At 66.5% G+C, this 18,684-nt stretch carries 17 protein-coding genes and 1 tRNA gene; 13 read left to right on the top strand and 5 right to left on the bottom strand.

Features of this window, described 5'->3' with window-relative positions:
* Nucleotides 1–275 precede the first annotated feature (275 nt).
* Nucleotides 276–362 (bottom strand) — tRNA-Leu (locus tag BMX57_RS17455).
* A 205-nt stretch (nucleotides 363–567) separates the two neighbouring features.
* On the opposite strand from BMX57_RS17455, the gene BMX57_RS17450 reads away from it, so the two are divergent.
* Nucleotides 568–1,551, top strand: a complete 984-nt coding sequence (locus BMX57_RS17450; protein ID WP_092370232.1) for a complex I NDUFA9 subunit family protein — start codon at nucleotides 568–570, stop codon at nucleotides 1,549–1,551.
* On the opposite strand, the gene BMX57_RS17445 is transcribed toward BMX57_RS17450, so the two are convergent.
* Nucleotides 1,552–2,355, bottom strand: a complete 804-nt coding sequence (locus BMX57_RS17445) for an undecaprenyl-diphosphate phosphatase (RefSeq protein ID WP_092370229.1) — start codon at nucleotides 2,353–2,355, stop codon at nucleotides 1,552–1,554.
* A 238-nt stretch (nucleotides 2,356–2,593) separates the two neighbouring features.
* Between BMX57_RS17445 and BMX57_RS17440 the strand changes: the two genes are divergently transcribed.
* Genes BMX57_RS17440 through gltB form a run of 4 tightly spaced genes read left to right on the top strand, consistent with a single transcriptional unit; the run spans nucleotide 2,594 to nucleotide 9,470 of the window.
* The gene (locus tag BMX57_RS17440) at nucleotides 2,594–4,027 is read left to right on the top strand and encodes an NAD(P)-dependent oxidoreductase (protein WP_092370226.1); all 1,434 of its coding nucleotides are present in this window, start codon (nucleotides 2,594–2,596) and stop codon (nucleotides 4,025–4,027) included.
* Nucleotides 4,028–4,070: 43 nt separating this feature from the next.
* Entirely contained in the window at nucleotides 4,071–4,511 is a 441-nt protein-coding gene (locus BMX57_RS17435) for a GFA family protein (RefSeq protein WP_092370223.1), read from the top strand.
* Nucleotides 4,508–4,933: a GFA family protein gene (locus BMX57_RS17430; protein ID WP_092370220.1), complete on the top strand. Its 426-nt coding sequence runs from the start codon at nucleotides 4,508–4,510 to the stop codon at nucleotides 4,931–4,933. The genes BMX57_RS17435 and BMX57_RS17430 overlap by 4 nt, the downstream gene beginning before the upstream one ends.
* Before the next feature lie 4 nt (nucleotides 4,934–4,937).
* Nucleotides 4,938–9,470, top strand: coding sequence for a glutamate synthase large subunit (gene gltB, locus BMX57_RS17425; protein ID WP_092370217.1), 4,533 nt, complete (start codon nucleotides 4,938–4,940; stop codon nucleotides 9,468–9,470).
* A gap of 55 nt (nucleotides 9,471–9,525) precedes the next feature.
* Here gltB and BMX57_RS17420 read toward each other — a convergent pair whose 3' ends face one another.
* Together BMX57_RS17420 and BMX57_RS17415 are read right to left on the bottom strand one after the other, a co-directional pair.
* Nucleotides 9,526–10,899 carry an aspartate aminotransferase family protein gene (locus BMX57_RS17420; RefSeq protein WP_092370214.1) on the bottom strand — a complete coding sequence of 458 codons (1,374 nt, stop codon included), beginning with the start codon at nucleotides 10,897–10,899 and terminating at the stop codon, nucleotides 9,526–9,528.
* 27 nt (nucleotides 10,900–10,926) lie between these two features.
* Nucleotides 10,927–11,913, bottom strand: a complete 987-nt coding sequence (locus tag BMX57_RS17415; RefSeq protein WP_092370211.1) for a cyclodeaminase — start codon at nucleotides 11,911–11,913, stop codon at nucleotides 10,927–10,929.
* Between the two features lie 222 nt (nucleotides 11,914–12,135).
* On the opposite strand from BMX57_RS17415, the gene BMX57_RS17410 reads away from it, so the two are divergent.
* Genes BMX57_RS17410 through BMX57_RS17400 form a run of 3 tightly spaced genes read left to right on the top strand, consistent with a single transcriptional unit; the run spans nucleotide 12,136 to nucleotide 15,153 of the window.
* Entirely contained in the window at nucleotides 12,136–13,320 is a 1,185-nt protein-coding gene (locus tag BMX57_RS17410; RefSeq protein WP_092370208.1) for a M24 family metallopeptidase, read from the top strand.
* Between the two features lie 6 nt (nucleotides 13,321–13,326).
* Nucleotides 13,327–14,484 carry an acetylornithine deacetylase gene (gene argE / locus BMX57_RS17405; RefSeq protein ID WP_092370205.1) on the top strand — a complete coding sequence of 386 codons (1,158 nt, stop codon included), beginning with the start codon at nucleotides 13,327–13,329 and terminating at the stop codon, nucleotides 14,482–14,484.
* A 3-nt stretch (nucleotides 14,485–14,487) separates the two neighbouring features.
* Entirely contained in the window at nucleotides 14,488–15,153 is a 666-nt protein-coding gene (locus BMX57_RS17400; RefSeq protein ID WP_092370203.1) for a GntR family transcriptional regulator, read from the top strand.
* 7 nt (nucleotides 15,154–15,160) lie between these two features.
* On the opposite strand, the gene BMX57_RS17395 is transcribed toward BMX57_RS17400, so the two are convergent.
* The gene (locus tag BMX57_RS17395) at nucleotides 15,161–16,501 is read right to left on the bottom strand and encodes a FliI/YscN family ATPase (protein ID WP_092370200.1); all 1,341 of its coding nucleotides are present in this window, start codon (nucleotides 16,499–16,501) and stop codon (nucleotides 15,161–15,163) included.
* Nucleotides 16,502–16,588: 87 nt separating this feature from the next.
* On the opposite strand from BMX57_RS17395, the gene BMX57_RS17390 reads away from it, so the two are divergent.
* The 5 genes from BMX57_RS17390 to BMX57_RS17370 are packed head-to-tail and all read left to right on the top strand — an operon-like array spanning nucleotide 16,589 to nucleotide 18,668.
* The gene (locus BMX57_RS17390) at nucleotides 16,589–16,972 is read left to right on the top strand and encodes a FlgB family protein (RefSeq protein WP_177175491.1); all 384 of its coding nucleotides are present in this window, start codon (nucleotides 16,589–16,591) and stop codon (nucleotides 16,970–16,972) included.
* 11 nt (nucleotides 16,973–16,983) lie between these two features.
* Complete coding sequence (flgC, locus tag BMX57_RS17385) at nucleotides 16,984–17,376, top strand: flagellar basal body rod protein FlgC (RefSeq protein ID WP_092370194.1); 393 nt, start codon at nucleotides 16,984–16,986, stop codon at nucleotides 17,374–17,376.
* A 12-nt stretch (nucleotides 17,377–17,388) separates the two neighbouring features.
* Nucleotides 17,389–17,679: a flagellar hook-basal body complex protein FliE gene (gene fliE, locus BMX57_RS17380; RefSeq protein ID WP_092370191.1), complete on the top strand. Its 291-nt coding sequence runs from the start codon at nucleotides 17,389–17,391 to the stop codon at nucleotides 17,677–17,679.
* A 3-nt stretch (nucleotides 17,680–17,682) separates the two neighbouring features.
* A complete protein-coding gene (locus BMX57_RS17375) occupies nucleotides 17,683–17,955 on the top strand; it encodes a flagellar biosynthetic protein FliQ (protein WP_092370188.1) in 273 nt (90 codons plus the stop codon).
* Nucleotides 17,955–18,668 carry a flagellar hook-basal body complex protein gene (locus BMX57_RS17370; protein ID WP_092370185.1) on the top strand — a complete coding sequence of 238 codons (714 nt, stop codon included), beginning with the start codon at nucleotides 17,955–17,957 and terminating at the stop codon, nucleotides 18,666–18,668. Before BMX57_RS17375 ends, BMX57_RS17370 begins: the two co-directional genes overlap by 1 nt.
* Nucleotides 18,669–18,684: the final 16 nt, after the last annotated feature.

Below are 18,684 nucleotides of genomic sequence, written 5' to 3'. Positions count from 1 at the left end.
AGAACCTTGATGTCCATCAGATGCTCCTCTCTCCACCTATGCCCGCCACGGTAGCAGCGGGTTGGTGGGAAGGCAGTTCATCCCATTAGCTTAGTCCACCACTCGGTTGCAACCAGTTGCAGAACTGCAAGCGGCCAGTGCGTCGCATGACCAACACCCAATTCCAAACTTCACTTTCGGCCGCGAACACTAAGATTTCTGGGTTTTAGGGTGGGTACGGAGAGCCCATAACCACGTATCTTTATTGAATATTTAAAAAAATGAATTTTTGGATTTGGTGCCCAGGAGAGGACTCGAACCTCCACGTCCATACAGACACTAGCACCTGAAGCTAGCGCGTCTACCAATTCCGCCACCTGGGCAGGTGTCGTGAGGGGCATTTAAGCCCCGGCGCGAAGGGCGTCAACCAAGTATTTGGCCCTGCCGCCAAGTTTTTTCTCCGCCGCGCGGCGGGGCTTTGGACCGTTTGCAGGGCGGGCATACCGGCCCGCGCGGCGTTATTGCGCCTTGTCCGCCGGGCGCATGGGGGCTAGATCGGAAAGCAGCCGAAGCAACAGGAGCCGGACCATGTCCAAACTGGTTACGATCTATGGCGGATCGGGTTTCATCGGGCGTTACGTGACGCGGCGGATGGCGCAGCAGGGCTGGCGTGTCCGGGTCGCGGTGCGGCGGCCGAACCAGGCGATGCATGTCAAACCCTATGGCGTGGTCGGGCAGGTCGAACCGGTGTTCTGCAACATCCGCGACGATGCCTCGGTCGCCCAGGCAATGCGCGGTGCGGATGCCGTGATCAACTGTGTCGGCGTGCTGAACGAGGTCGGCAAGAACGGGTTCGACGCGGTGCAGGCCGAAGGGGCCGAGCGGATCGCGCGACTCTCTGCGGAACACGGCATCGCACGGATCGTGCAGATCTCGGCCATCGGCGCCGATGCCGAGTCCGAGAGCGACTATGCCCGCACCAAGGCGCAGGGCGAGGCCGGCGTGCTGGAACACCGGCCCGACGCGGTGATCCTGCGCCCCTCGGTGGTGTTCGGCGCCGAGGACCAGTTCTTCAACCGGTTCGCGGCGATGACGCGGCTCAGCCCCTTCCTGCCGGTTGTGGGTGCCGACACCCGGTTCCAGCCGGTCTATGTCGACGACGTGGCCCGGGCCGCCGAGCTGGCCGCGCTGGGACAGGCCGAGCCCGGCATCTATGAGCTGGGCGGCCCGGACGTGGCCAGCTTCCGAGCGTTGATGAACCGGATGCTGGGGGTCATTCACCGCCGCCGGATCGTGATCGGCCTGCCGATGTGGGTGGCGCGGATCATGGCGGGCGCCTTCGACGCTCTGAAATTCGTGAGCTTCCAGCTGTTCACCAACCCGGTCCTGACCCGGGACCAGCTGAAGAACCTGGCGCGGGACAACGTGGTCTCCGATGGCGCCAAGGGCTTTGACGATCTGGGGATCGAGCCGGCCGACATGGACTCGATCCTGCCCGACTACCTGTGGAAGTTCCGCCCCTCGGGCCAGTATGACGAGATCAAGGAGTCGGCGCGCAACCTGCGGGCCTGATCAGCCATAGGCGATGGCCAGCAGGACAAGGCCCAGGATCACCCGATAGATCACGTAGGGCGTGAAGCTGACGCTGCGCAGCAGGCGCATCATCAGGCTGAGCGCCAGGAGCGCCGAGCCGAAGGCCAGCGCCGCCGCGATGGCGCCGTCGCGGGCGGCCTGCGCATCGGCGTTCACGGCGACCTCGGCCCCCAGCAGCACGCCTGACGCGATGATCGTGGGAATCGACATCAGCATGGCCAGCCGGGCGCTTTCTTCGCGGCTATAGCCCAGGTTCCGCGCGCCCGAGATTGTGATGCCCGAGCGCGAGGTGCCGGGGATCAGCGACACCGCCTGCCACAGCCCCATCACAAGCGCGTCACGCAGCGTCCAGTCGCTGGCGGTCCTGGTCCGGGCCCCGCGCTGGTCGCACCAGTAGAGGACAAGCCCGAAGATCAGCATCGTCCAGCCGATCACCGCGACCGAACGCAGCGCGTCGCTCAGCCCGGTGAAATGCAGCACGGCGCCCGCGATCACCGTGGGAATGGTCGCCACGATCAGCCCCATCGCCAGCCGCGCGCCCGGCGTGTCCAGCCGCCCGGTCAAGGCGCGGGGCAGCCCGGCGAGGCCCATTCGCACATCCGGCCAGAAATACAGGACCACCGCCCCAAGCGTGCCGACATGCACGGCGACGTCGATGAACTGGCCCTGGTCCTGCATCCCGGTCAGGCCGGGCAACAGGATCAGGTGGCCGGAGGAGGAAACCGGTAGAAACTCGGTGACGCCCTGGATCAGGGCCACGAGGATCAGGTTGAACAGGGTCATATCGGCGGCTGCTCGGCCTTTGGAACGGGGTGTTTTCGGTTGAGTCGTGGTATACGTGGCCTGCCGGAAATGGGAAGGGACGAGTTAAGACCGAAGCGGACCTAAAAATGCCCCTGAACGCGAAATTCCTTTGAATCCGGACCATCGAAACTTGTTAATAGGTAAGTTGTTCTGACTTTTAATCCGGATCAACCTCCGCTAGAGAGGCCGGACCGACAAGTTTCACGGAGACTGACCTGTGGCCAAGCAACCGATGCTGAAATTCGTGCAGATCGAGCGGACCATGCCCGAAAAGCGGGATGCCAGTCTGCGCAAGGAAGATTTTCACGAGATCTATGCCGAATACGCCAAGGCCAAGGCCGAGGAGCAGGCCAGCCGTTGTTCGCAATGCGGCGTGCCCTATTGCCAGACGCATTGCCCGCTGCACAACAACATCCCCGACTGGCTGCGCCTGACCGCGTCCGGCCGGCTGGAGGAGGCGTATGAGCTGAGCCAGGCCACCAATACCTTCCCCGAGATCTGCGGCCGGATCTGCCCGCAGGACCGCCTGTGCGAGGGGAACTGCGTGATCGAGCAATCCGGCCACGGCACCGTCACCATCGGCGCGGTCGAGAAATACATCACCGACACGGCCTGGGAAAACGGCTGGGTCAAGCCGGCCGCGCCGGCGCAGGAGCGCGACGAAAGCGTCGGCATCATCGGCGCCGGGCCGGGCGGGCTGGCGGCGGCGGACATGCTGCGCCGCGCGGGCATCAAGGTCACGGTCTATGACCGCTATGACAGGGCGGGCGGGCTGCTGACCTATGGCATTCCCGGCTTCAAGCTCGAAAAGGACGTGGTCATGCGCCGGGTCGAGCAGCTTGAGCAATCGGGCGTCGAGTTCGTGCAGGATTGCGACGTGGATGCCGACATCTTCGCCGCCATCCACGCCGAGCATGACGCGGTGATCGTCGCCACCGGCGTCTACAAGTCGCGCGACCTGGCCATGCCGGGTGTCGGGCTGGACGGGATCGAACGGGCCATCGACTATCTCACTGCGTCCAACCGCAAGAGCTTCGGCGATGCGGTCGAGGAATTCGACAGCGGCCGCCTGAATGCCGAGGGCAAGCGCGTGGTCGTGATCGGCGGCGGCGACACTGCGATGGATTGCGTCCGCACCGCTATCCGGCAGGGCGCGACCAGCGTGAAATGCCTCTATCGCCGCGACCGCGCCAACATGCCCGGCTCGCAGCGCGAGGTCGCCAATGCCGAGGAGGAAGGCGTCGTCTTCGAATGGCTGAGCGCGCCCAAGGGGTTCACCGGCGAGGACCGGGTCAATGGCGTAATGGTGCACAAGATGCGTCTGGGTCAGCCCGACGCCAGCGGGCGGCAGATGCCCGAGGTCATCGAGGGCGCCGACTATGTCGAAGAGGCCGACCTGGTGATCAAGGCGCTGGGATTCGAACCCGAGGACCTGCCGACGCTGTTCGGCCAGCCCGAGCTGCCGGTGACGCGTTGGGGCACGGTGAAGGCCCAGTTCCAGACCGGCGCCACCGAGATGGACGGTGTCTATGCCATCGGCGACATCGTGCGGGGCGCCAGCCTGGTTGTCTGGGCGATCCGCGACGGGCGCGACTGTGCCCAGGCCATCCTGGAGCGGTTCGACGCGCCGATGGCCGTCGCGGCGGAGTGAACGTGCCGGCGGACGCGACCCGGCCAGCCAAGGGATCAGAGCAATGAGCGAACACAAGGGTCAGTGCATGTGCGGCGCGGTGACGGTCACCGCGACCCCGGTCAACGACAAGCTGGCCGTGTGCCATTGCGCCATGTGCCGCCGCTGGACCGGCGCCGGTCTGCTGGGTCTGATGGTGCAGCCGGGATATGCCGCGCTGGGGCCGGTCAAGACCTTTGCCTCGTCGGACTGGGCCGAGCGGGCATTCTGCGCCGATTGCGGCTCGGCCCTGTGGTATCGGGTGACCGCGCCGGGCAAGCACAGTGGCGAGACGCATATGTCGGCGGGTCTGTTCGAGGACGCCGCCGAGGGGCGGCTGGCCTATGAGGTGTTCATCGACCGCAAGCCGGAAGGTTACGCCTTTGCGGGCGAGACCAAGCAGATGACCGAGGCCGAGATCATGGCGATGTTCGCCGATGCGGGCGGCGCCGAGGAGGCGACATGACCGAGGGCCGGTGCCTGTGCGGCGCGGTCACGGTGCGGGTGACGGGCCTGTCGGACGAGATATCCGCCTGTCACTGCGACATGTGCACAAGGTGGAGCGGCAGCGTGCAGATGGGCATCGACGCGCCGGAAGACGGGGTGAGTGTGACCGGACCGGTCAAGACCTACCAGTCGTCCTGGTTCGCGGAACGGGCCTGGTGCGACAATTGCGGATCGGCCCTGTGGTTTCGCAACACCGACGGGCCGGAAACGGGTTTCTGGGAATTCATGCCCGGCCTGTTCGACGACGCCGCCGGCGCAAGGTTGACCCGGGTGGTCTATGCCGATTGCGCGCCGGACGGATTTGCGCTGGCGGGCGATCACGCGCGCGTCGGCAAGGAAGAATATGAGGCGGTTCATCCGCACGTGGACGAGGAGGTCTGAGCCAATGACCAAGCATGACGCCAACTGGGCCGTTGCCGAGGAAGCCAAGCGCAAGTGGATGGCCGAGAACGGCCTTTATTCCGAGACCGAGGAGCATTCCTCCTGCGGCGTGGGCCTGGTCGTGTCGGTGGACGGCAAGAAAAGCCGCAAGGTGGTCGAGGCCGGGATCGAGGCGCTCAAGGCCGTCTGGCACCGCGGCGCGGTGGATGCCGACGGCAAGACCGGCGACGGCGCCGGCATCCACGTGCAGATCCCGGTGCCGTTCTTCTATGACCAGATCGAGCGCACCGGCCACACGCCGGACAAGGACCGGCTGATCGCCGTGGGCCAGGTGTTCCTGCCGCGCACCGATTTCGGGGCGCAGGAGACCTGCCGGACCATCGTCGAGACCGAAGTTCTGCGCATGGGCTATTACATCTATGGTTGGCGCCACGTGCCGGTGGACGTGACCTGCCTGGGCGAAAAGGCCAACGCGACGCGGCCCGAGATCGAGCAGATCCTGATCTCGAACGCCAAGGGCGTGGACGAAGAGACCTTCGAGCGCGAACTCTACGTGATCCGCCGCCGGGTCGAGAAGGCGGCCGCCGCCGCGGGGATCGCGGGGATGTATATCGCCTCGCTGTCCTGCCGGTCGATCATCTACAAGGGCATGATGCTGGCCGAGCAGGTGGCGGTCTTCTATCCCGACCTGATGGACGAGCGGTTCGAAAGCGCCTTCGCCATCTATCACCAGCGCTATTCCACCAACACCTTCCCGCAATGGTGGCTGGCGCAGCCGTTCCGGATGCTGGCCCATAACGGCGAGATCAACACGCTCAAGGGCAATCTCAACTGGATGAAGAGCCACGAGATCCGCATGGCGTCGAACACGTTCGGCGAGATGGCCGACGACATCAAGCCGATCGTGCCGGGCGGCTCGTCGGATTCCGCGGCGCTGGATTCGGTGTTCGAGGTTCTGGTGCGGGCCGGGCGCAGCGCGCCGATGGCCAAGACCATGCTGGTGCCGGAATCCTGGTCCAAGCAGGCGGTGGAACTGCCGCAGGCCTGGCGTGACATGTATTCCTACTGCAATTCGGTGATGGAGCCCTGGGACGGGCCGGCCGCGCTGGCCATGACCGACGGGCGCTGGGTCTGCGCGGGGCTCGACCGCAACGGGCTCAGGCCGATGCGCTATGTGGTTACCGGTGACGGGCTGGTGATCGCCGGATCCGAGGCCGGCATGGTGCCCATCGACGAGGCCAGCGTGAAGGAGAAGGGCGCGCTCGGCCCCGGCCAGATGCTGGCCGTGGACATGAAGAAGGGCAAGCTCTACCGCGACACGCAGATCAAGAACAAGCTGGCCCGCGCGCTGCCCTTCGGCGACTGGGTGGGCCGGATCAACGACCTGGACGAGACCCTTTCGGGCATCGAGGAAAAGCCGCTCTTTTCCGGCGAGGACCTGCGCAAGCGCCAGATCGCGGCCGGCTACACCATCGAGGAGCTGGAGCAGATCCTGTCGCCGATGGCCGAGGACGGCAAGGAGAGCCTTGCCTCGATGGGCGACGACACGCCCTCGGCGGTGCTGTCCAAGCAATATCGCCCGCTCAGCCACTTCTTCCGGCAGAATTTCAGCCAGGTGACCAACCCGCCGATCGACAGCCTGCGGGAATTCCGGGTGATGAGCCTGAAGACCCGGTTCGGCAACCTCAAGAACGTGCTGGACGAGGACAGCAGCCAGACCGAGATCGTGGTCCTGGAAAGCCCGTTCGTGGGCAACGCCCAGTGGGATACGCTGGTCGAGAACTTCACCGCGCCGATGGCCGAGATCGACTGTTCCTTCGAACCCGGCGAGGGCGCGCTGAGCGCGGCGCTGGAGCGGATCCGCTCCGAGGCCGAGGATGCGGTGCGCTCGGGCGCGGGGCACCTGGTGCTGAGCGACCAGTATTCGGGTCCGGGCAAGGTGGCGATGCCGATGATCCTGGCCACCAGCGCGGTGCATTCGCACCTGACGCGCAAGGGGCTGCGGACCTTCACCTCGCTCAATGTGCGGTCGGCGGAGTGTATCGACCCGCATTACTTCGCCGTGCTGATCGCCTGCGGGGCCACGGTGGTCAACGCTTACCTGGCCGAGGATTCCATCGCCGACCGGATCGGGCGCGGGTTGCTCGAGGGCAGCCTGACCGAGAATATCGCGCGCTACCGCGAGGCCATCGACCAGGGCCTGCTGAAGATCATGGCCAAGATGGGGATCAGCGTGATCTCCTCCTATCGCGGTGGCCTGAACTTCGAGGCGGTCGGCCTGAGCCGCGCGATGGTGGCCGAGTATTTCCCCGGCATGATCAGCCGCATCTCGGGCATCGGCGTGAGCGGCATCCAGAAGAAGGCCGAGGAGATCCACGCCAGGGGCTGGGAAAGCGGCCTCGACGTGCTGCCCATAGGCGGCTTCTACAAGGCGCGCACCTCGGGCGAGACGCACGCCTGGGAAGCGACCGCGATGCACATGATGCAGATGGCCTGCAACAAGGCGTCCTATGAGCTGTGGCGGCAGTATTCGGCCAAGATGCGGGCCAGCCCGCCGATCCATCTGCGCGACCTGATGGACTTCAAGCCGCTGGGCAAGCCGATCCCGCTGGAAGAGGTGGAATCGATCACCGCGATCCGCAAGCGGTTCGTGACGCCGGGCATGTCGCTGGGCGCGCTCAGCCCCGAGGCGCACAAGACGCTGAACGTGGCGATGAACCGCATCGGCGCCAAGTCGGATTCCGGCGAGGGCGGCGAGGATCCGGCGCATTTCGTGCCCGAGCCCAATGGCGACAATCCCAGCGCCAAGATCAAGCAGGTTGCGTCGGGCCGGTTCGGCGTGACGGCGGAATATCTCAACCATTGCGAAGAGCTTGAGATCAAGGTGGCCCAGGGCGCCAAGCCCGGCGAGGGCGGCCAGCTGCCGGGGATGAAGGTCACCGACCTGATCGCTCGGCTGCGCCATTCGACCAAGGGCGTGACGCTGATCTCGCCGCCGCCGCATCACGACATCTACTCGATCGAGGACCTGGCGCAGCTGATCTATGACCTCAAGCAGATCAATCCCCGTGCCAAGGTGACCGTCAAGCTGGTGGCAAGCTCGGGCGTCGGCACCATTGCCGCCGGGGTGGCCAAGGCCAAGGCCGACGTGATCCTGATCTCGGGCCACAATGGCGGCACCGGGGCAAGCCCGGCGACCTCCATCAAATATGCCGGCCTGCCCTGGGAGATGGGGCTGACCGAGGCGCATCAGGTTCTCAGCATGAACAACCTGCGCAGCCGTGTGACCCTGCGCACCGATGGCGGGCTGCGCACCGGGCGCGACATCGTGATGGCGGCGATGATGGGGGCCGAGGAATACGGCATCGGCACCGCCGCGCTGATCGCGATGGGCTGCATCATGGTGCGCCAGTGCCAGTCCAACACCTGCCCGGTCGGCGTCTGCACCCAGGACGAGTCGCTGCGCGCCAAGTTCACCGGCAATGCCGACAAGGTGGTGAACCTCATCACCTTCTACGCCCAGGAAGTGCGCGAGATCCTGGCCGAGCTGGGCGCGCGGTCGCTGGACGAGGTGATCGGGCGGGCGGATCTGCTGGCGCAGGTCAGCCGCGGCTCGGCGCATCTGGACGACCTGGACCTCAACCCGATGCTGATCACCGTCGATGGCTCTGCCGATATCGTCTATGACCGCGAGAAGGAGCGCAACGCGGTGCCCGACACGCTGGATGCCGAGATCGTGCGCGATGCGGCGCGGTTCCTCAGGGACGGCGAGAAGATGCAGCTGTCCTATGCGATCCAGAACACCCACCGCACCGTCGGCACCCGGGTCAGCAGCCATATCGTGCGTAATTTCGGGATGAACAACGCGTTCCAGCCCGACCACCTGCATGTCAAGCTGCAGGGTTCGGCCGGGCAGTCGCTGGGCGCCTTCGCGGCGCCGGGTCTCAAGCTGGAAGTCTCGGGTGACGCCAACGACTACGTGGGCAAGGGCCTGTCGGGGGGCACCATCGTGGTTCGCCCGCCGCTGGTCAGCCCGCTGAGACCCGAGGAGAACACCATCATCGGCAACACGGTGCTCTATGGCGCCACGGCCGGGCATCTCTTTGCCGCCGGCCGCGCGGGCGAGCGTTTCGCGGTGCGCAATTCCGGCGCGCATGTGGTGGTCGAGGGCTGCGGCGCCTGCGGTTGCGAATACATGACCGGCGGCGTGGCGGTGATCCTGGGAACCATAGGGGCGAATTTTGGCGCCGGCATGACCGGGGGCATGGCTTATCTCTATGACCCCGAGGGCAAGGCCCGGACCCTGATGAACATGGAGACGCTGGTGACCTGCCCGGTGACGATGAGCCATTGGGAGGACGAGCTGAAGGGTCTGATCGAGCGCCATGCCGACGAGACGCGCAGCCCAAGGGCCGCCGACATCCTGCAGCACTGGGATCTGGAAAAGGGCAACTTCCTGCAGGTCTGCCCCAAGGAGATGCTGGCGCATCTGCCGGTGCCGCTGAGCGCGGAAAGCGAGGCGGTTCCGGCCGAATAAACCGCCGCGACAGGGAACGCCCCCGCAGGATCGTCCTGCGGGGGATGCGGGTCTGTCAGCCCAGCACGGTTTCCACCGCCCGCCTTGTGGCGGCGACCACGGTATCGGCCTCATCGCGGCTGAGGCAGAAGGGCGGCGCAAAGCCCAGAATGTCGCCCTGCGGCATCGCCCGGGCGATCACCTTGTCCTGTTCCAGCAATTTCGCGGCGACGCTTGGCCCGATCTTGTCGGCTGCGTCGAAGAATGTGCGGCTGTCGCGATCCTTGACGAACTCGACGGCACAGAGCATCCCCTCGCCGCGCACATCGCCCACATTGGGATGGTCGCCCAGCGCCTCGGCCATCGACCGGTTCAGATAGGCGCCGACCTCGCCCGCGTTTGACATCAGGTTCAGATCGTCGATCAGCTGCAGGTTCGCGATGCCCGCCGCCGCGCCGATCGGGTGAGCGGAGTAGGTCCAGCCGTGCCCTATGGGGCCGTTCTCGTCGGTGCCCTGTTCCAGCACCTTCCACATCCTGTCACCGACGATCGACCCCGAAAGCGGCGCATAGGCACTGGTCAGCCCCTTGGCGATGGTGATCAGATCAGGCTCTAACCCGTAGTGATCCGACCCGAACATGCTGCCCAGCCGGCCGAATCCGGTGACCACCTCGTCGGCGATCAGCAGGATGTCGTGCTTGCGCAGAACATCCTGGATCGCGGCCCAGTAGCCTTCGGGCGGTGGCACGATGCCGCCTGTGCCCAGCACCGGCTCGCCGATGAAGGCCGCGATGGTGTCGGCGCCCTCGCGCGCGATCAGCGCCTCAAGCTCGGCCACGCAATGCGCGACGAACTGGTCCTCGCTCTGGTTCGGATCCTCGCGGCGGAAGTAATAGGGCGCCTCGGTATGGATCACCTGCTCGACGGGCAGGTCGAATTTCTTGTGAAACAGCTCCAGCCCGGTCAGCGACCCGGTGATCAGCCCCGAGCCGTGATAGCCGCGCCAGCGGCTGATGATCTTTTTCTTCTCGGGCCGTCCGAGGACGTTGTTGTAATACCAGACCAGCTTGACGTTCGTCTCGTTGGCATCCGACCCGCCAAGCCCGAAATAGACCTTGGACATGCCCGTGGGCGCGCGATCGAGGATCATTTTTGCCAGGGTGATCGACGCCTCGGTGCCGTGACCCACATAGGCGTGGTAATAGGCCAGCTCGCGCGCCTGTTCGGCAATCGCCTCGGCGATCTCCTGCCGCCCGTAGCCCGCATTCACGCAATAGAGCCCGGCAAAGGCGTCCAGCAGGCGGTTGCCGTCGCGATCCTCGATGAACACGCCGCTGGCGGTGCGGATGACCCGGTTGGGTGCTTCGCCGCGGGCGAATTGGCCCAGATGGGTCGAGGGGTGAAAGAACGTGTCGCGGTCCCACTGGTCAAGCTGGTCGTTTCTGAGCATTTCGGTTCCTTTCGGTCGGTGGCGCGGTCAGGCGCGAATGAGGGTGCCGGCCTCGGGGTGGCTGGCAAAGACATGGCTGGCGATGGCGGTGTCCTGCGCACCGGTGCCGGTCAGGTCGCAGATGGTCACGTCGTCCGGCGCGGTTCTGCCGGGCCGGGTGCCGGCGATCACCGCGCCCAACTCGGGCGGCGTGTCGCGATCCCACAACCCGGCCGCCAGCGCCGCCTCGAGCTCTCCATTGGTCTCGCATTGACTGACACGGTCGCAGACATAGGCGTCGGCGGCAATCAGGGCGGCGGGGTCGATCTCGGTCTTGCCGGGCTGATCGGATCCCATCGCGGTGACATGCAGCCCCGGATGCAGCCATTCGGCCCGCAGGACCGGTTCGCGGGCCGGGGTCGTGGTGACGACCAGCTGGCTCTGCGCCACGAGACCGGCGGGGTCCGTCGTCACCTCGGCCTCGACATCCAGCGCCTGGCCCAGCTCGGCGGCGCAGGCGGCGGCCTTGCCCGGATCGCGGCCATGCACCAGCAGCCGCCGGAACGGGCGCACCAGATAAGCCGCCCGCATCTGCAGACGGGCCTGGACGCCGGTGCCGATCACGCCCGCGGTCTCGACCTGCTCCGGCGCCAGATGACGCGCGGCCACGGCCCCGGCGGCGGCGGTGCGCAGGTCGGTCAGATAGCCGTTGTCGAGATACAGCGCCTTGACCAGGCCAGTCGTCGCCGAGAACAGGATCATCAGCCCGTTCAGTGACGGCAGCCCGATTGCGGGGTTGTCGAAGAAACCGGGGCTGACCTTGATCGCGAACCCGTCGAATCCGGGCAGGAAGGCGGTCTTGACGTCGACCTCGCCATTCGCCTCGGGCAGGTCCATCGACAGGATCGGCGGCATCACGACACCGCCCGCGGCCAGCGCGGCAAAGGCGCGTTCGATGACATCGACGACGCCGAGGTCCAGGGCGACGGCGGCCCGCAGGTCGGCCTCGGTCACGATCCGGATGTCATGTGCCATGTGGTGTCCCTTCACGGCCCGGTCGCCCGTGTCGACGGGCCCCCGAGAATGATGTTGTGCACAACATCACCCCGTCACGGCGCCTGTCAACCAGGTCAACGCCGCCCAACCCTGTCGTTTTCTGAACATTTCCGGGCCGCTAACGGATCAGACCGTGGCGGGGATTTCCGTCACAAGCCTGATCTGTATACAAATACCCGACATTATGGCAGGGAGGTGCCGATGCCCCTGGGATTCGCCCCGTTCAGCAAGGCGGAATACGATCGCCGGATTCAACTCGTTCGCAACGAGATGGCCGCGGCGGATCTGGACGTTCTGTTCATCACCAACCCCTCGAACCAGAACTGGCTGACCGGCTATGACGGTTGGTCCTTCTACGTGCACCAGGGCGTGATCCTGCCGTTGGAGGGCGACCCTTACTGGTGGGGCCGGATGCAGGACGCCAACGGCGCGCGCCGCACCGTGTGGATGGAGGAAGACCACATCATCCACTATGCCGACCGCTACATCCAGGCCACCGACTGCCACCCGATGGAGGATCTGGCCTCGCATCTGCGGATCATGGAGTTCGGCCACAAGCGCATCGGCATCGAGATGGAGACCTATTACTACACCGCCCGCGCGCATGAGGTGCTGCTGGACGGTCTGCCCGACGCGCAGCTGGTCGATGTCTCGACCCTGGTGAACTGGAAACGGCTGATCAAGTCGAACGAAGAGCTGGATTTCATGCGCCGCGCCGCGCGGATCTCGGAACTGGTGATCCACCGCGCGATGGAACTGGCCGAGCCGGGGATGCGCAAGCACGACCTGGTGGGCGAGCTGTTCAAGACCGCGGTGCAGGGCGAGGATGACAGCTGGGGCGACTACCCGGCCATCGTTCCGCTGCTGCCCTCGGGCGAGGATGCCTCGGCCCCGCATCTGACCTGGAACGGCGAGGCGCTGAAAAAGGGCGAGGCGACCTTCATCGAGCAATCGGGCTGCTACCGCCGCTATCACGCGCCGCTCTGCCGCACGATTTTCTTCGGCAAGCCGCCCAAGCACCTGCTGGACGCCTCCCTGGCCCTGACCGAGGGGCTGAACGCCGGGATCGACGTGGCGGTGCCGGGCAACCGGGCCTGCGACATCGCGCGGGCGCTGGATACCGAATTGCTGAAGGTGGGGATCGAACGGCCCAACCGCTGCGGCTATGCCGTGGGCGTGTCCTATCCGCCGGACTGGGGCGAACACACGGTCAGCCTGCGCGCCATTGACGAGACGGTGCTTGAGCCGGGCATGACCTTTCACTTCATGCCCGGCCTGTGGATGGACGATTGGGGGATGGAGACCACCGAGACCATCCTGATCCGCGAGGACGGCCCCGCCGAGCCGCTGTGCAATGTCGAGCGCAAGCTGTTTGTGAAGGACTGAACGCGGATGGGCGATCTGGCCACGACCAAGGCGATTCTGGGTGATCTCATCGCCCATCCCACGGTGTCCTCTGACAGCAACCTGGCGATGATCGACGACCTGGCCGGGCGCCTTGAATCGGCCGGTGCGCGGGTCGAGACCTTTCGCGACGCATCCGGGCAGAAGGCCAATCTTCTGGCAACGCTTGGCCCCGAAGGCGATGGCGGCTTCGTGCTGTCGGGTCATTCCGACGTGGTGCCGGTGGCCGACCAGGACTGGACCGGCGATCCCTTCACCATGACCGAACGCGAGGGGCGGCTCTATGGGCGCGGGGCCTGCGACATGAAGGGCTTTATCGCGGCCGCCGTGGCGATGGCCCCGCATTTCGCCGCCCTGGACCTGGCCCGCCCGGTGCATTTTGTCTTCACCTATGACGAGGAGACGGGCTGTTTCGGGGCGCGCGACCTGGCCGGGACGCTGCGCGACAAGGGCCTGAAACCGCGCATGGCGCTGATCGGCGAGCCGACTTCGATGCGGATCATCGAGGGGCACAAGGGCTGTTACGAGTATTCCACCCATTTCACCGGGCTGGAGGGGCACGGCAGCGGACCCGAGCGTGGGGTCAACGCGGTCGAATACGCGGTGCGCTACGTCGCCCGGCTGCTGGAGCTGAAGGTCGATCTGCGCGCCCGGGCGCCGGACCAGAGCCGGTTCGAACCGCCCTGGACGACGATCAACACTGGCGCGCTTGTGGGCGGCGTGGCCCACAACGTGATCCCCGGCAAGGCGCGGGTGGATTGGGAGATGCGGCCGGTGCAGGTGTCGGATGCGGATTTCGTCAAGGACGCGCTGCACCGCCACGTGACCGGCACGCTGCTGCCCGCGATGCGCGCGGTCAGCCCGGACGCGGATATCGTGACCGAGGTCATCGGCGAGGTCGACGGTCTCGAGGTGATGGACCTCAACGCCGCGCGCGACCTGCTGATGGAACTGACCGGAGCCAATGGCGCCGATGTGGTGCCCTTTGGCACCGAAGCCGGGATCTTCCAGGGTCTGGGAATGGATGTGGTGGTCTGCGGGCCGGGCTCGATCGAACAGGCGCACAAGCCCGACGAATACGTCTCGCTGGACCAGCTGGCGCAATGCCTGGACATGCTGCACCGCCTGTCGGCGCGGCTGGTCTGAGCGATGGACGACGCCCATGAGATCAGCGCCCGCGACCGGTTCGAGAGGCTGCACCGTGAGATCCGCACCCGGATCTGCCTGCTGGACTATGCTCCCGGCACCCGCCTGTCCGAGGCCGATCTGGCGGCCGAGTTCGGGGTCAGCCGCACGCCCCTGCGCCGGGTCCTGGCGCGGCTCGAGGGCGAGGGGTTGCTGCACTCGGTGCAGGGTGTCGGCACCTTCGTCACCGATGCCGGCATCGAGGCGCTGGAGCAGACCTATCGCCTGCGCCTGGAACTGGCCGGGCTGGTGGTCCGCCTGGACCCGGTGATGCCCGATGCCGCGACCCTTGCGGGGCTGGAGGCCCTGGCCGGGCCCACCCGCCGCCTGCGCGAGGCGCCGGATCCGCGGGCATTTGCGGCTCTGAACATGGAGTTTTTCCATCTGATGCTGGGCCTGATCGGCAACGAACCGCTGCGCGAGGTCACCGAGCGGATGTATTTCCAGACCACCCGGATCTGGCTGAAATCGGTCTTCGTCTCACGCATCGACCTGCGGCACGAGCTGCAGATCTTCGAGCGCGAGATCGGCGAGACACTGGACGCGCTGCGGCTGGGCGACGTGCAGGCGGCGGCGCTGATCCAGCGCGCGCATCTGTCGATGAGCTTTCAGCGCCTGCGCGACGGCTGACCGGCGATCAGCCGCGGAGGGCCGGACCGGCGGCGCGGCGCAGGATCAGCGACAGCTTGTCGAAACTGTCCGCGATGCCGCCGGTCTCGGGCCTGGCGAAGAAGGCGTCGAGCTCGGGCCAGACCCGCACCGCCTTGTCCAGCGTCGGGTCGGACCCTTCCGAGTAGAGCCCGGCCTTGATCATGACCTCGGAGCGTTCATAGCTGCCAAGCAGGCGGCGGGCCTCGGCGATCATCTCGTTTTCCGCGTCACTGGCCGCGTCGGGCAGGCTGCGCGAGATCGAACGGCTGACATCGATGGCCGGGAACCGCCCGCGTTCGGCGATCTCGCGATCGAGCACTACATGGCCGTCAAGCACACCGCGCAGGATGTCGGCCACCGGCTCGTCCATGTCCGACCCGGCCACCAGCACGCTGAAGACCGCGGTGATGTCGCCCTGCCCCTCGGGGCCCGGCCCCGCACGTTCGCACAGGCCGGTGATCAGCGGCGTCACCGAAGGCGGATAGCCGCGCAGCGCCGGCGCCTCGCCCATTGCGGCGGAAACCTCGCGATGCGCCTCGGCAAAGCGGGTTACGGAATCGGCCAGGAACAGCACGTTCAGACCCTGCTCGCGCAGCATCTCGGCCGCCGAAATGGCTGCCCAGGCGCAGCGGCGGCGCACCAACGCCGACTGGTCCGACGTTGCCGCGACGACCAGGGCGCGGGACATGCCGTCGCGCCCCAGCGCGCGGTCCACGAACTCGTTCACCTCGCGCCCGCGCTCTCCGATCAGGGCCACGACCACCGCGTCGGCCTGCATCTGCCGCGCCAGCGTGGCCAGCAGCGTCGACTTGCCCACGCCCGACCCGGCAAAGAGGCCGATGCGCTGGCCCTGCACCACCGGAAGCACCGTGTTGAGCACGGCCATACCGGTCGGCAGACGCGCGCCCAGCGGCTTGCGCGACACGGCCGGCGGCGGCGCCTGCATCAGGTCGCGCGCCCGCCGGTCGCCCAGTAGCGGCCGGCCGTCCAGCGGCCGCCCGAACGGATCGACCACGCGGCCCAGCCAATGCAATCCGGGCGAGAAATCCGGCATCCGCTCCAGCGAGACGCGATTGCCCAGGGCAACCCCCTCGGGCGCCCGATCGGGCAGCATCCGCAGCGTGTCCCCCGCGACCTGCAGCACCTCGCCATCCAGATCCGGGCCGCAGCCGCGTTGCAGGATCAGGCGGTCGCCGATCCGGGCGCGGGCGGCCAATCCCGAGACGGATATCACCCCGCCTTGCACTGCGGTCACACGCCCGACATGGTGCACGGGGCTGAGCCGGTCGAACTGAGCGGCCAGAAGCTTGGGGTCGGGTGCGAACATGCCGTCCTCTGCGTTTGGTTTCTGAAAACCGTTTCTAAAGGAATCGGGGTTAAGCCTTGATTGAAACCGATCGAGGGAGAAGCCCCGATGTTCCAGGACCTGACCGTCTTCAAGACGGCCCATGCGATGGCGACCCATGCCGGCACCCGCCAGGCGGTGATCGCCCGAAACATGGCCAATGCCGACACGCCCGGCTACCGGGCGCGCGACATCCCGTCCTTTGCCGAGACCCTGGCCCAATCGGGTGGCCAGATGCCGATGCGGACCACCCGCGCGGGCCATGGGAGGGCTGCCCCCGGCGCGCATCCGGCCGAGTTCACCCGCGATGCCCCGGCCGACCCCAATGGCAACAGCGTCTCGGTCGAGGAAGAGGTGCTGATGGCCGTCGAGGTCAAGCGCCAGCACGATCGGGCCATCGCGATCTACAAATCCTCCCTGACCCTGCTGCGCAGCAGCCTGGGCCGCACGTGACGGGGACTGGCATGAGCGAGTTTTCCAAATCCCTCTCGGTCAGCGCCAGCGCGCTGCGCGCCCAGGCCACCCGCCTGCGCCACGTCTCCGAGAATATCTCGAACGCCGACACGCCCGGCTATCGCCGCAAGACCGTGTCCTTCGAGACCGCGCGCGGAGGGTCCGACGCCGCCGGCACCGTGACCGCGGGGCGCGTCCGGCTGGACCGCAGCGCGCTGACGCGGATCTACGACCCCGGTCATCCGATGGCCGACGCATCGGGACATTACGACGGCTCGAATGTCGACCTGATGATCGAGATTGCCGACGCCCGCGAGGCGCAACGCAGCTATGAGGCCAACCTCAAGATGTTCGACCAGGCGCGGCAGATGTCGTCGTCGCTGATGGATCTACTCCGCAAGTAAGGGACCACAGACATGGATATCCGTTCTTTCTCCGCCGCGCAGAACTATGCCTCGGCGCGCCCGGCCACCCAGGCTGACCCGAACACGGCCGGCGCCGTGGACGGTCTGCGCCAGGGGTTCCGCGATTTCGCAGCCACACTGCAACAGGGCGAGGAGACCGCACAGGCGGCGATGATCGGCCAGGCCGACCCGCACGCGCTGGTGCAGGCGTTAGCGCAGTCGGAACTGGCGGTCGAAACCGCCGTGACCGTGCGCAACAAGGTGGTCGAGGCCTACCAGGAAATCCTCCGGATGCCGGTCTGAGCGATGCTGAGCGAGGGCCTGTTCTATGACACGCTGCGGCAGGGGCTGTGGATCGCGGTCGTCACCTCGGTTCCGATCCTGACGGTCGCGCTGGTCGCCGGGCTGGTGGTCGGCCTGTTCCAGGCCCTGACCTCGATCCAGGAGATGACGCTGACCTTCGTGCCGAAACTGGCCGCCATCGTGGCCGTCTTCTGGATCTCGATGGGGTTCATGACCCAGACCCTGGTCGCCTTCTTCACCAACACGATCCTGCCGCTGATCGCCGGAGGCTTTTGATGGAATCCGCAGGTTATGCCACCCTGTCGCGCCAGTCCGGGCTGATGTCCGAACTGCGCGTCGTCGCCAACAACATCGCCAATGCCGCCACCACCGGCTACCGGCAGCAGGGGCTGGTGTTCTCGGAGTTCGTCGTGGACCTGCCACGGCAGTCCTCGCTTTCGATGGCCCGGGCGCAGGTGCGCGACACCGCCTTCATGCAGGGCGTGCTGAGCCAGACCGGTGGGCAGTTCGACTTCGCCATTGAGGGCGACGGGTTCTTCATGGTCGAGACGCCCTCGGGCAACCGCCTGACCCGTGCCGGCAGCTTCAGCCCGGACGCCGCCGGCGATCTGGTCACCGCCCAGGGGCACCGAGTGCTGGATGCCGGCGGTGCGCCGCTTTTCGTCCCGCCCGACGCGCGGAGTTTCGATGTCGGGGCCGATGGCACGATCAGTGCCGATGGCCGCCTGCTGGGCCAGCTGGGCGTCTACAGCCCGGCCGATCCCGGAACGCTGATCCGCGAGGGCGGCGTGCTGTTCCGGGCCGAGGGCGAGGTCGAACCGGCCATCGAGGCGCGGGTGCTTCAGGGCTTTCTCGAAGGTTCGAACGTGAATGCCATCGAACAGATGGCCCGGCTGGTCGAGGTGCAGCGCGCCTATGAGCTGGGCCAGAGCTTTCTGGATGCCGAGGACAAGCGCATCCGCGAGGCCGTCAAGGCGCTGATGCGCTGATCACAGGACAAGGAGA

The sequence above is a fragment of the Cribrihabitans marinus genome (genome assembly GCF_900109035.1).
Taxonomy (GTDB): domain Bacteria; phylum Pseudomonadota; class Alphaproteobacteria; order Rhodobacterales; family Rhodobacteraceae; genus Cribrihabitans; species Cribrihabitans marinus.
The sequence above is the reverse complement of the archived record's forward strand: the minus strand, read 5'-3'. Positions and strand labels throughout refer to the sequence as shown.